This is a genomic window from Exiguobacterium sp. s22, assembly GCF_018617455.1.
In the GTDB taxonomy this organism is placed as follows: Bacteria; Bacillota; Bacilli; order Exiguobacteriales; family Exiguobacteriaceae; genus Exiguobacterium.
Genome location: NZ_JACSKD010000014.1, coordinates 1 through 12,424, shown reverse-complemented (window position 1 = coordinate 12,424; position 12,424 = coordinate 1). Strand labels below are relative to the sequence as shown.

Annotated in this window: 8 protein-coding genes, 2 tRNA genes, 1 rRNA gene and 1 other annotated feature; of the genes, 3 read left to right on the top strand and 8 right to left on the bottom strand. The window is 48.1% G+C overall.

Translation table 11 applies throughout. The features are described 5' to 3' along the window. The 6 genes from KNO94_RS14850 to pdxS all read right to left on the bottom strand — a co-directional run bounded on the left by KNO94_RS14850 (position 1) and on the right by pdxS (position 4,718). Positions 1-86: transfer RNA gene (locus KNO94_RS14850), tRNA-Ser, on the bottom strand. A gap of 37 nt (positions 87-123) precedes the next feature. Continuing rightward, positions 124-214, bottom strand: a tRNA-Ser gene (locus tag KNO94_RS14845). 138 nt (positions 215-352) lie between these two features. Next, the gene (gene serS, locus KNO94_RS14840; RefSeq protein ID WP_214743130.1) at positions 353-1,636 is read right to left on the bottom strand and encodes a serine--tRNA ligase; all 1,284 of its coding nucleotides are present in this window, start codon (positions 1,634-1,636) and stop codon (positions 353-355) included. Between the two features lie 51 nt (positions 1,637-1,687). Continuing rightward, positions 1,688-1,896, bottom strand: a binding site (T-box leader). 18 nt (positions 1,897-1,914) lie between these two features. Continuing rightward, entirely contained in the window at positions 1,915-3,162 is a 1,248-nt protein-coding gene (locus KNO94_RS14835) for a D-alanyl-D-alanine carboxypeptidase family protein (RefSeq protein WP_214780940.1), read from the bottom strand. An 85-nt stretch (positions 3,163-3,247) separates the two neighbouring features. After that, positions 3,248-3,826: a pyridoxal 5'-phosphate synthase glutaminase subunit PdxT gene (gene pdxT / locus KNO94_RS14830; RefSeq protein ID WP_214780937.1), complete on the bottom strand. Its 579-nt coding sequence runs from the start codon at positions 3,824-3,826 to the stop codon at positions 3,248-3,250. A 1-nt stretch (position 3,827) separates the two neighbouring features. Further along, positions 3,828-4,718: a pyridoxal 5'-phosphate synthase lyase subunit PdxS gene (gene pdxS / locus KNO94_RS14825; RefSeq protein WP_214743127.1), complete on the bottom strand. Its 891-nt coding sequence runs from the start codon at positions 4,716-4,718 to the stop codon at positions 3,828-3,830. A 288-nt stretch (positions 4,719-5,006) separates the two neighbouring features. Here pdxS and pdxR point away from each other — a divergent pair, with 288 nt between their 5' ends. The 3 genes from pdxR to KNO94_RS14810 all read left to right on the top strand — a co-directional run bounded on the left by pdxR (position 5,007) and on the right by KNO94_RS14810 (position 10,589). Continuing rightward, positions 5,007-6,410, top strand: a complete 1,404-nt coding sequence (pdxR, locus tag KNO94_RS14820; RefSeq protein ID WP_214780935.1) for a MocR-like pyridoxine biosynthesis transcription factor PdxR — start codon at positions 5,007-5,009, stop codon at positions 6,408-6,410. Then, entirely contained in the window at positions 6,407-7,027 is a 621-nt protein-coding gene (locus tag KNO94_RS14815) for a class A sortase (protein ID WP_214780933.1), read from the top strand. The genes pdxR and KNO94_RS14815 overlap by 4 nt, the downstream gene beginning before the upstream one ends. A gap of 139 nt (positions 7,028-7,166) precedes the next feature. Further along, positions 7,167-10,589 carry an alpha-amylase family glycosyl hydrolase gene (locus KNO94_RS14810; RefSeq protein WP_214780932.1) on the top strand — a complete coding sequence of 1,141 codons (3,423 nt, stop codon included), beginning with the start codon at positions 7,167-7,169 and terminating at the stop codon, positions 10,587-10,589. A 43-nt stretch (positions 10,590-10,632) separates the two neighbouring features. Here the strand turns inward: KNO94_RS14810 and guaB are convergent, their stop codons facing one another. Further along, a complete protein-coding gene (guaB, locus tag KNO94_RS14805; protein ID WP_078145949.1) occupies positions 10,633-12,096 on the bottom strand; it encodes an IMP dehydrogenase in 1,464 nt (487 codons plus the stop codon). Positions 12,097-12,345: 249 nt separating this feature from the next. Next, a 5S ribosomal RNA gene (gene rrf, locus KNO94_RS15495) occupies positions 12,346-12,424 on the bottom strand; the annotation flags it as partial.

The following is a 12,424-nucleotide window of genomic DNA, read 5'->3' as shown; positions in this document are numbered from 1 at the left end:
GAGGTGGTGGGATTCGAACCCACGCAGGCTGTTACACCCCTGACGGTTTTCAAGACCGTTCCCTTAAACCACTTGGGTACACCTCCAAAAGATATAGAATTGTGTGAGCCTCCAAAAAAGAAATGGAGGAGGTGGTGGGATTCGAACCCACGCAGGCTGTTACACCCCTGACGGTTTTCAAGACCGTTCCCTTAAACCACTTGGGTACACCTCCAAAGCTCATATGCAATTCGGGAGCAACAGTGTCGCTCGACATGATTTATAGTACCAACTGAAGAGACAGATGTCAAACCCTTTTGTGAAAAAACATTAAAAAAATTGAGCAACCTCAAAATCGAGGCTGCTCAAGCGTTTAGTTCGGCATTTCAATCTTTTCTTTTCCACCCATGTAAGGACGAAGGACTTCTGGAATCACGACCGATCCATCCGCTTGTTGATAGTTTTCCAAAATCGCTGCGACCGTCCGACCGACAGCTAATCCTGAACCGTTCAACGTGTGCACGAACTCCGGTTTCGCATTGGCATCACGACGGAAACGAATTCCCGCACGACGCGCTTGGAAATCTTCAAAGTTTGAACAAGAAGAAATCTCACGATAGACCCCTTGTGCCGGCATCCATACTTCAATATCGTATTTTTTCGCGGCAGTGAATCCGAGATCTGCCGTACACATGCTGAGCACTTGATACGGAAGACCAAGACGTTTCAACACTTCTTCGGCATGACCTGTCAACAACTCCAATTGCTCATAAGACTCTTCCGGTTTCACGAAGCGGACGAGCTCGACTTTATTGAATTGGTGCTGACGGATCAAACCGCGCGTGTCACGTCCCGCTGACCCGGCTTCAGAGCGGAAGTTCGCGCTGTATGCTGTATATGCGATTGGAAGCTGTGCTTCCGGAAGAATTTCTTCACGGTGCATGTTCGTGACCGGTACTTCAGCCGTCGGAACGAGGAAGTAGTTCGTATCTGCTACTTTAAAAGCATCCTCTTCAAATTTAGGAAGCTGACCCGTCCCTGTCATTGAATCACGATTGACCATGTAAGGTGGTAATACCTCGGCATATCCATGCTCATCTGAATGAAGGTCCATCATAAAGTTGATGAGGGCACGTTCTAAGCGAGCACCTAATCCTTTATAGAAAACGAAGCGGCTACCTGTTACTTTTCCTGCGCGCTCGACATCGACGATTTGAAGATCTTCCATCACGTCCCAATGTTGTTTCGGCTCGAAATCAAAATCAGGTTTCGTCCCGATTTCACGAATCGTCACGTTATCATCTTCCGTTTCTCCGATTGGAGTTGATTCATGCGGGATGTTTGGGATGCTGAGTAAGATCAAGTTAAGCTCTGCCTCAACTTCGCGTAACTCTTCATCCAATAGTTTGATTTCATCACCGAGGCGGCGTGTCTCTAAAATCGGACCTTCCGCATCTTCTTTGTTCCGCTTCAATTCAGCGATTTGTTTTGTCGCTTCGTTGCGCTTCGCTTTCTTCACTTCCACTTCGTTGATCAAGTCACGGCGTTTCTCCTCTAGTTGTGGGAAACGGTCAAGTGCACTCAAGTCTTCCCCTCGGTGTGCTAACTTTTCTTTAATTCCTTCAAAATCCTGTCGCAAACGTTTAATGTCTAACATTGCTATTCCTCCTTTTTCATATAAAAAAGGTGGCACGTCCCTTTCCCGTAGGAAAGGGACGAACCACCTTGGATCCGCGTTGCCACCCTCGTTGCTCAAACAATTGAGCCACTCGATGCACGTAACGTGTGCAAACGTGACTTGTTTCCAAGTCAATGCTCCGAGGCCGATTCGGTTACACCATCTCACTAGTTCACACCAACCACTAGCTCTCTGTCAGTAGATGTACATAACGTACTTATTCTCATCATCGCATCTGTCATTGAATTAATCTTACTTTACAACATCTGTTCTTGTTCGACAAGACTGATTTTTCCAAGTGCGAGTCGGATTTGATCGAGGAAATCTAAAAAAGCTCGTGTCATCCTCGTCAAGAATGAAGCTGTATCGATGGAATCCGCTGTGACTAGTGTCACCTTCGGGGGAACTTCCCCTTCTAAATAACGAACGTGTTCCGAAGAATCGATGGTGACCACTCCTGCTTGCGTATCCATTTTGACCGGGGCCTCTAAATCGAGTAATTCAACTTTTACCTCAGGAACAGGTTTTCCTTTCTCGACTAACACTTCAAAGTCATTCGTCGTTCGAACTGCCACCTGTTCTTCCTCACCTTGTGAGACCGACGCCATTTTCGAAACGGTCTCACCCGTTCGCAAAATCGGGGTCATGACGAAATCTGTATACGCATAGTCATGTAACGCTTTCGTTGCGGCATACCGTCCTTCATCCGATGTCGCACCTAATACGACCGAAAGAACAGTTCGCCCATCTCGCGTTGACACGCCGACAAAACAATACCCAGCTTCGTTCGTCGTTCCCGTCTTAAAGCCGAGCATCCCTGGATATGCGAGGTCGCGACCAGTCAACATACGGTTCGTCGCATCGAATCGAACTCCATCAACATCGACATACGTTCGCTTCGTCACGTCGAGCACTTCAGGATAAGTTGATAAAAAAGCGATCGCTAGCTTCATCAAATCTTTAGCAGACGTCAAATTATCACCAGGTAAACCTGCCGATTCAGAATCGAGACCTGATGCGTTCGCAAATGTGGTTTGGGTCATCTCGAGTTCATCAGCCCGGCGATTCATTTCTTTGACGAATGCCTCTTCCGAACCCGATACGGCTTCCGCGAGTGTCACGGCTGCTTCATTTGCGGAGCGAATCAATGCGGCATCATACAATTCTTTAACGGTATATGGTTTATTTAGGAGCGGGATTCTTGCCAATCCCGGCTTTCTCGTGAGGGCAAGAGCGGCGTCACTCGGTGTGATTTCTTGTTTCCAACTGAGTTTCCCTGCTTCAATCGCTTCGCGTGTCAAAAATACTGTCATTAGCTTCGTGATTGAAGCTGGCTGCAGCATCGAGTCCTCTTGTTTAGCAAATAGAACTTGTCCTGTCGTCACGTCTACAAGCATCGCGCTCGCCGCATCCACTTTCGGTGTGGTTGCAGAGACAGCCGAAGGCAGGATTGCCTGCATGACGAAGACGAATGTGAGTAAGATGATGAAATAACGGGCCTTCACATCGTTTCCCCTTTCTATACGATTCTTGTTTCAGTGTAACAAAAAATAAGTTTGAAGGACCCCTTTTTTATGAGGTCCTCCAAACTTATGCATATTGCTTCTGATTTTCTTTCACCATCTCGATGAAATAGCGATGCAACGATAAATCTTCCGTCAATTCTGGATGGAACGAACAAGCAAGGTATTGGTTATAGCGAACGGCTACAATCGCTTCCTCCACTTCAGCGAGCACATCTACTTCCGGTTCAACTCGCGCCACTTGTGGGGCACGAATAAAGACAGCTTCGACTGGCTCATCGATTCCTTTTACCGGAAGATCGACTTCAAAACTGTCGACCTGACGTCCGAACGCATTGCGCTTTACTGTCATCGGGATTTTCTTCAAGTGCGCATCATAACCTTCGACTTCGTTCGCGAGAAGAATCATGCCGGCACATGTACCGAACATCGGTAACGTCTCCATGTTCCGAAGTGGTTCAAGTAATCCATACCGATCGAGCAGTCGACGCATTGCGGTACTTTCTCCACCTGGTAACACGAGTCCGTCGATTGACTCCAAGTCTTCTACCGAACGAACGACAACAGTTCGAGCACCTAGCGCTTCTAGCATGCGAACATGCTCGCGAATCGCCCCTTGCATTCCTAATACGCCAATCGTCACCATGTTACCAGCCTCGTGGTGCCATGAGTTCTTCTTCTTTGAGCGTGCGGACATCGAGTCCTTTCATCGCCTCACCCAATCCTTTTGACAAGCTCGCAATCCGCTCATAGTCATCGTGGTACGTCGTCGCTTCAACGATGGCACGTGCGAATTTCTCCGGGTTCTCTGCTTTAAAGATTCCTGATCCGACGAAGACTCCGTCTGCTCCGAGGTGCATCATCAAGGCCGCGTCCGCTGGTGTCGCGATTCCACCTGCTGCGAAGTTTACGACCGGAAGACGGCCCGCTTCACGGATTTGCATCAATACTTCAAACGGTGCACCGAGGTCGCGCGCTTCTGTCATGACTTCATCCACACTCATCGACAAGAGACGTTTCACTTGCGCTTGTACGGTACGCATATGACGAACCGCTTCAACGATATTCCCTGTTCCTGGCTCCCCTTTTGTACGAATCATTGCTGCCCCTTCACCGATCCGGCGGGCTGCTTCACCGAGGTCGCGTGCCCCACATACGAATGGTGCCGTATAGTCGCGCTTGTACAAGTGGAACTCTTCGTCGGCTGGTGTCAATACTTCGCTCTCGTCAATGAAATCGACCCCCATCGACTCAAGGACACGTGCTTCAGCGATATGTCCGATTCGGCATTTTGCCATAACCGGTACAGATACTGCACCCATGACGTCTTCAATGATTGTCGGGTCGGCCATGCGGGCAACGCCACCCATTTTACGGATATCCGATGGTACACGTTCGAGCGCCATGACAGCTACAGCCCCGGCAGCTTCCGCAATCTTCGCCTGTTCCGCGTTGATGACGTCCATGATGACGCCACCTTTTTGCATTTCTGCCATCCCACGTTTTACTTTATCTGTCCCTACTTGTCTCTTTTCCATTGAAATCCCTCCATTGATTCGTGTTCTACTTGCTAGTATAAGTTGAATTGACTATATTAAAAGTGTCAGTTTCTCATTTTTTAAAGTGGTCAGTTTTAAATAAAGGACTCCATTCCATCTATCACGAACCTGTTGAAGTATAAAGGAGGAATATGTATGTTAAACCGTGATTCGTTCGATGGAGGTCATCGTGCCTCATTCGGTACACCTGGGATTGTCTCTTTCCTCATCATTCTTGGGTTTATGCTCTACTTCTTTTGGGGTTCATAAAGAAAGGAACGTCACACCATGGACATGCTTACCTTATCGCTTGATCAAGAATCGTCCATTCCGCTTTACGAGCAATTGTATAAACATATTCGGGACGCCATTCTCGATGATACGTTAAAGACAGGATCGAAATTACCTTCGAAACGGAAGCTCTCTCAATTTTTAGATGTGTCGCAGACAACGATCGAGTTCGCATATGCCCAGTTACTCGCCGAAGGATACATCGAATCCATTCCTCGAAAAGGATTTTATGTGTTACCACAAGAAGAGCTGTACGTCCGGCGATCGAGCAGTACAATCACTCCCGCTCCACCGCCGAAGACGTATGAGTATGATGTTTCACCGAGTCAAATCGACACGACTGCCTTCCCCTTTGAGCGATGGAAGCGCCACGTCAAACATGTCGTCGATGACGTGCATCATGAATTACTTGCGTTAGGTTCCGTTCAAGGAGACCTTGAATTGCGTCAAGAAATCGCCACGTATCTTTATCACTCCCGCGGCGTGCAGTGCTCACCGGAACAGATCATCGTCGGCTCGGGGACGGAACAACTGTTGCCCCAACTCTCGAATCTCTTACCTGACTCGTCCATCTTCGGTATTGAAGACCCCGGTTATCCGCTCACACGCTTGTTGTTCGAGCAACAAGGACGCACATCCATCCCGATTCCGGTGGACGATAGCGGCGTCTGTGTGAAGGAACTTGAACGTCATGCAATCGATGCACTATACGTGACACCCGCCCATCAATTTCCGACGGGGACTGTCCTATCTGTCAGTCGACGACAACGATTGTTGAACTGGGCGCTCGTCCATCAGACGTATATCATCGAAGACGATTACGACAGCGAGTTCCGCTATAGCGGCAAACCGATTCCGTCGCTTCAGAGCATGGACCCGAACGAACGGGTCATCTACATCAGTACGTTTTCAAAATCGCTCATGCCATCCTTACGCATTGGCTATATGGTCTTACCGACACCTTTGTTAAACCGTTATCGGGAACGACATCGTTATTTCACTTGTAGCGTTCCCCGATTCGAACAACAGACGTTGGCGTTATTCATGTCGAGTGGTGACTTTGAGAAGCATTTGAACCGGATGCGAAAAATATACCGTCGTAAGTTAGAAAGTGTCCTCGCTGCCTTCCGACCATTCGAACCGACCGTCACCGTGACCGGAGCCAGTGCCGGATTGCACGTCGTGTTGACCATCGCCACCGAGCGCACGGAGCAAGAATTGAAGCAGTCCGCCGAATCCGCCGGAATCGCCATTAAATCCATGAATGACTATCGCATCGTGCATCCAGATTCCAACAAGCAATTTCTGTTCGGGTTTGCGCATTTGTCTGAGTCGACGTTACCTGACGTGATTGAGCAGTTGATGCTTGCGTGGGCAGTTGTAAAAGGAGGAAAGTCATGAATCCACGACTTCGATGGCTCATCGGGTTTTTGCTCATCGGGAGCGGCATTCTCTTACTGACGAGTTCGATTTGGAAAGATACGATCACCCGTTCCACTAGTGAATACGTAATAGAACATATGGAAGTACAGCCAGATGATGCATTTGAACCAAGTTATGATTTCGAGGCCGTCACGCCACTCTCGCTAAAAGATGTTTTAGAGGCGCGCAATCGATTTCATGATTTACCGACTATTGGTGTGATTTTCATTCCCGATGTTTCACTTAAACTGCCAATCATTCAAGGGCTAGATGATGAAAGCTTGGCAGTCGGAGCGGGAACGATGCATCCTGACCAGCGAATGGGCGAAGGGAATTATGCACTCGCCGGGCATTATTTACGAAATGCGACCGCTCTATTCGGTCCACTCCATGAGATTGAGATAGGGACGACGATTTATCTTCAAGATGAAACGCAAACGTATGAGTACGTGGTCACTTCGCTTGAAACGGTCTCTCCTGAACGGGTCGATGTATTGGATGACACCTCAACTCCAACGATCACGTTAATCACATGTACGTTCGATACGACAGAGCGCCTGATTGTCAAAGGAACGCTCGTCACTTCTTCAACCTAACCGTTTCTCCCTTTAATTTGGAGAGGCGGTTTATTATTTTTCCAAAAACATATTGTGAGCGCTTTCAAGTTCCGCTAAACTATTTTTGAAAACGTTTGCATAAATTTGTGCAAATACATTTGACAGAAAGAGGTGCCTCATGAAAAAAACAACCGCTCGTCAGGCTTCAACGCTGATTCTTTCGGGTGCATTACTCATTCAAGCCGGTATCCCGATGAACGCATTGGCGGAACCGACCACTGTGACCATCGACGGATCGAAGACGGACTGGAGCTCGATCCCAGCCCTCGCGACTTCACCTGCTACGGGTTGGCAAGGATTTGATGTCGGTGATTTATACATACAAAACGACGCTCAACACCTTTATTTTTATGTAGATGCGAACAATGTCCCGAATTGGGGCGACAATGGCCAATACATTAACATCGCCCTTCAAATTAACGATGAAGATTCTGGCATTTCTAAAAATCCTCTCGGATACCCATTCGACTTTTCAGGTGTCGACAAGGCACCTCAATATCATATTCTCGTTCGTGTCGACGGCGATCAAAAAGTCAAAGAAGCGGCCCTCTATAAGGCCGGTCAGGACACGCCTCTCTTACAATTGAACCAATTGAACGGGGCGGCTTTCGCAGTGGACCGAACGAAAGGATTCGAAGGAAAGATTCCACTCTCCTTACTCGGGCTAAACAACGGAGACCAAGTGCGTGCCTTGACTGTATTAAGCGGAAATAATGAGGGAGAGCATGGTGCATTCGATACGATTCCAAGTAACGCCGCAAACCAACTAGCAAACAGCTGGAACGTCGCTGCTACGCCGTCGACGCAATCTGTGTATAGTGCTCCCTTCACATTAAAAGGGGTGGAGACGATTGATCAGCTTGAAGTCGTTTCGGTGACCCCGGCTTCATCCTCAATCGACGTGGATGTGTCTTCCCCAATCACATGGACGTTCAACGAACCCGTCCGTCTCGATGCTGAAGCAGTCACGCTACAACAAGGAGAAACGCAGATCCCGGTCGACGTGGTGACGAACGGAGCAACTGTTACAATCCAGCCGAAAGAGGCACTCGCTCTCGATACGTCCTATACGGCTACAATCCCAGCGGATGCGGTGACGGGGACACTTTCGAACACGACACTCCCTGCCTTGACGACAACGTTCAAAACAGCAACCAAAATCGCCGATCCGTGGGAAACGACTCGTTATATCGAGATGAAGTATGTTCGTGCGGATGGTGATTATACGGATTGGAACCTGTGGACATGGAGCACCGGCAAAAAAGACGGTCAAGTTGACCCGTATCGCATCACAGAGGACGGTGCCATCTTCCGAATCCCAGTCGGTCAAGACGCCACCAAAGTCGGGTTTGTCATTCGAAAAGGTACGGATTGGGTTGTGAAGGACGCTTATGGAGAAGACAGATACGTCACACTTGGAGAAGACCGTGTCACGAAAGTCATCGTCGAGAGCGGGAAAGGTGTGTTCCATCAAATTCCGACAATCAACGGACCGGTATACGGTACCGATGGGATCAGTTTCTTCTATCGTGATGTAGCGCTCTATGAATCTGGAAAAATGGGCGACATCGAGAAGGTCGCACTCAAAATCAATGGGGAAACTTATCCGATGACGTATGAGCCTGACAACGAATGGTTCCGTCACACAGTACGTTTGCCTGAAGGCGTTCATGACTACACGTACCTCGTCACAAAAGACGGGGTGACGACTGAATTGAAAGATCCGTATTTCGAGACTTCCCAGATCGAATATCGCCAACCGACCGTCAAACTCACTTCATCGGTCAGTCCAAAAGCGATTAGTTCCCGCGAAAATGCCGTCGTACGAGTGAAGCCAACCTTACCAAAGGGCGTGACGCTTCGTGAACTCTATATCGATGCACGACCTCTCGGTGGACCTGCTAAGCTCCATATCGATCGTGCACTGAATGCTCAAACCATCGCAGTGAAAGATACAGTCAAACCAGGAAATAAGACACTGTCTGTCACAGCCATTGACCAATACGGAAATGTCCATCGCTCGAAGACCACGATCCGTGTCGTTCCGAAAACGATGAAAGACAAACAAGCCTTTGATTGGGATGAGGCACGAATCTACTTCATGTTGACGGACCGTTTCTATAACGGGGACTTGTCCAACGACAACCCGAACCGTGAGTATTATGACCAAGACCACCCAGAATCATACCATGGTGGAGACTTTGCGGGTGTCACGAAAAAACTTGATTACTTAGATGACCTCGGCATCAATACCATCTGGGTGACACCGATTGTGGATAACATCGATTGGGATTTACGTTACGGAAAAGACGGGTCTCAATATGGGTATCACGGCTACTGGGCGAAAAACTTCGAGAAGCTCGATGAACATCTCGGCGACATGGCCGCATTCCACAAATTGATTGACGAGGCGCATAAGCGCGGCATCAAAATCATGGTCGATGTCGTCTTGAACCATCCAGGCTACGGCATGGAATCGGGTGCAAGTTCAGCTGTCACGAATTTCCCGACGGACGCAGAACGTCAAGTGTTCGATGGCATGATTCGGGAGAATCCGGTCGACGGGGATGACCTGAAGATGTCCTTGTCCGGTCTTCCTGATTTCAAAACAGAGGAAGCGGCCGTTCGAGAACAGTTGGTGAAATGGCAGACCGATTGGATCAAACGTTCGAAGACGAAAAAAGGAAATACGATTGACTATTTCCGTGTCGATACAGTCAAACATGTGGATTCAACGACGTGGAAGTCATTCAAAAATGAGCTGACCACAATCAAACCAGATTTCAAACTGATTGGTGAACACTATGGAGCCAGCATCAACAATACAGGCGGTTATTTGAGAAGCGGGCAAATGGATTCCTTGCTCGACTTCGATTTTAAATACCAGGCCGAGCGATTCGTAAACGGCAACATTGAAGATGTAGAAAAAGCGCTCCAATACCGAAATAACCAATTATCGAATGAAGCAACGCTTGGACAATTCTTAAGTAGCCATGACGAAGATGGATTCCTCGTCTCGCGCGCAGGTGGAGACACAGGCAAGCAAATGGTCGCTGCTGCCCTTCAGATTACGGCAAAAGGTCAACCGGTCATCTATTACGGGGAAGAGGTCGGACAATCTGGGAAACATGCAGGGGATATGGACAAAGGCGAGTTCAACGAAAATCGCTATGATTTCGACTGGTCACGTGTCAAAGGGGAAGGAAAAGCGATGCATACGCATTACCAGAAATTGTTGAACATCCGTGCAGACTATTCTCACGTATTCAGCAAAGGAACACGTTCATCCGTCGCTGTGAGTGCTGCGTCTGGGTATTCAATCTTTGAGCGGGCCTACGGCAAACAGTCCGTTCTCGTCGGGTTGAACACGAAAGAGAAAACCCAACAAGTCACATTTAAGACAGCGTACAAACCAAAAACGGTATTGGTCGACCGCTACAGCGGGAAAGCATACACGGTACAAAAAGACGGGAAAGTCACCGTCACGTTACCAGCCCAAGACCAGGGAGGTACCGTCATCCTCGTTGAAAAACGAAAATAATCAAAAAACCGCCATCCTGAGTGAACAGGATGGCGGCTTTTCATTAACGTGAATAGTTTGGTGCTTCTTTAGTGATGTTGACATCGTGTGGGTGGCTCTCTTGGAGTCCAGCACCTGTCATACGAATGAACTGTGTGTCTTCACGAAGGGCACGAATGTCGGCAGCACCGCAATATCCCATACCTGAACGAAGACCACCGATCAATTGATAGACCGTGTCAGCTAGTTCACCGCGATACGCGACGCGACCTTCGATACCCTCTGGAACGAACTTTTTGTCCGCTTCTTGGAAGTAACGGTCTTGACTACCACGTTTCATCGATGCTTCCGATCCCATACCACGGTATGTCTTAAATTGACGACCTTGGTAGATTTCCATCTCACCTGGACTCTCTTTCACACCTGCAAGCAAGCTTCCAAGCATGACTGCGTTGGCTCCAGCGGCAATGGCTTTGACGATATCACCAGAGTACTTGATTCCACCGTCAGCGATGACTGAGACACCGTGCTCTTTCGCTTCTGTCACACAGTCATAGACTGCTGTGATTTGTGGAACTCCGACACCAGCGACAACACGTGTCGTACAGATTGAGCCTGGTCCAATCCCAACTTTAATGACAGATGCTCCTGCTTCAATCAATGCACGCGTCGCTTCAGCAGTTGCTACGTTTCCTGCGATGATTGGAAGTGACGGGAACATGTCACGTAACTCACGAACTTTTTCAAGTACGCCTGCTGAGTGTCCGTGTGCCGTATCGATGACTAATGCATCCACACCTGCTTCAACTAAAACTTGAGCACGTGAAGCCGCATCTTTCGTGACACCGACTGCAGCTGCGACAAGAAGACGCCCTTGCTTATCTTTAGCAGCGTTCGGGAACTGTTCGACCTTCTCGATATCTTTCGTCGTAATGAGACCTTTCAATACGCCGTTCTCATCGACAAGTGGAAGTTTCTCGATACGATGTTGATGAAGGATACGTTCAGCTTCTTCAAGCGATGTACCCACTTTTGCTGTGATGAGGTTCTCTGTCGTCATGACATCTTTGATCACCGTCGAATAGTCTTTAATGAAGCGAAGGTCACGATTCGTTAAGATACCGATCAATTGACGTTCTTCTTCTGAGTTGACGATTGGGACACCCGAAATACGATACTTACTCATCAAGTATTCTGCATCATATACTTGACGGTCTGGAGTTAAATAGAACGGGTTTGTGATGACACCATTTTCTGAGCGCTTTACGCGATCGACATGCTCAGCCTGCATTTCCATCGACATGTTCTTATGGATGACACCCAGACCACCTTGACGAGCCATAGCAATCGCCATTGGGGCTTCTGTGACGGTATCCATGCCGGCACTGATGATTGGAATATTTAATTCGAGTCCTTCACAGAGCTTCGTGCTTAAATCAACGTCACGGGGTAAAACATTTGAAAATCGTGGTACGAGTAATACATCATCAAATGTTAAACCTTCTTTTGCAAACTTATTTTCCCACATAAAAATTGATGGCCCCTTTCTCGTTCTACCTACATCTTTGTTTCGAAATATTTCTGTAATGGTAACAGGTATAACGTAAAAGTGCAATTCAATTCCCGATGTTCAGAAAGTTCAGAATTGTGTTCATTCACTCGAATAACATGCAAATTGTTCGGAATTTCATCGTGTAGACGGATAGAACATGGAGCTCGGTTTCATTATGTACGTAAAAAAACGACCGAGCGCTATGCTCGGTCGTCCTGCGTTGTTGCCTGGCAACGTCCTATCCTCACAGGGGGAGATCCCCCAACTACTTTCGGCGCTGAGACGCTTAACTTCCGTGTTCGGC

Bases quoted from the DNA above. Each gene is read 5' to 3' on its own strand.
- pdxT (WP_214780937.1), bottom strand. From the start codon at position 3,826: ATGGTGACGATTGGCGTATTAGGAATGCAAGGGGCGATTCGCGAGCAT.
- KNO94_RS14815 (WP_214780933.1), top strand. From the start codon at position 6,407: ATGAATCCACGACTTCGATGGCTCATCGGGTTTTTGCTCATCGGGAGC.
- serS (WP_214743130.1), bottom strand. From the start codon at position 1,636: ATGTTAGACATTAAACGTTTGCGACAGGATTTTGAAGGAATTAAAGAA.
- KNO94_RS14810 (WP_214780932.1), top strand. From the start codon at position 7,167: ATGAAAAAAACAACCGCTCGTCAGGCTTCAACGCTGATTCTTTCGGGT.
- pdxR (WP_214780935.1), top strand. From the start codon at position 5,007: ATGGACATGCTTACCTTATCGCTTGATCAAGAATCGTCCATTCCGCTT.
- guaB (WP_078145949.1), bottom strand. From the start codon at position 12,096: ATGTGGGAAAATAAGTTTGCAAAAGAAGGTTTAACATTTGATGATGTA.
- pdxS (WP_214743127.1), bottom strand. From the start codon at position 4,718: ATGGAAAAGAGACAAGTAGGGACAGATAAAGTAAAACGTGGGATGGCA.